This window comes from Paenibacillus maysiensis (assembly GCF_000520815.1).
Classification (GTDB): domain Bacteria; phylum Bacillota; class Bacilli; order Paenibacillales; family Paenibacillaceae; genus Paenibacillus; species Paenibacillus maysiensis.
This window is the reverse complement of sequence record NZ_ASRY01000219.1, coordinates 1-346: the sequence shown is the minus strand read 5'-3', so window position 1 is coordinate 346 and position 346 is coordinate 1. Positions and strand designations below refer to the sequence as shown.

At 40.5% G+C, this 346-nt stretch carries 1 protein-coding gene; it reads left to right on the top strand.

What is annotated here, in order from left to right; genetic code table 11:
• On the top strand, positions 1-264 hold a 264-nt coding region (locus L696_RS0116225), incomplete at its 5' end, for a capsid assembly scaffolding protein Gp46 family protein (RefSeq protein WP_025684590.1).
• Positions 265-346: the final 82 nt, after the last annotated feature.

Here is a 346-nt window from a genome sequence, read left to right as displayed (position 1 = left end):
GAAAAGAAACTTCCACTCCCGTTAGTGGATTTTTTTATTGGTGCAGATGAAGAAGGGACGACAGCGAACTTAGCTATGTTGGAACAATCACTCCAAGTGGCTATCCAACAGCAAGTGGAACAACGGCTCAAAAGGGATGGCTATACACCTTCGGCTGGTTCAATGAGTAGCACATTTACATTAGAAGCGATTAAAGGCATGTCGCCAAACGAGATCAATCAGCATTGGGATCAAGTCAAACAAGCACTACAAAACAAACAATAATTAACGAAAAGGACAGGGTGATTAGAATATGACAGTACAAAATTTTATTCCTACCATTTGGAGCGCACGTTTAAATGAAAGT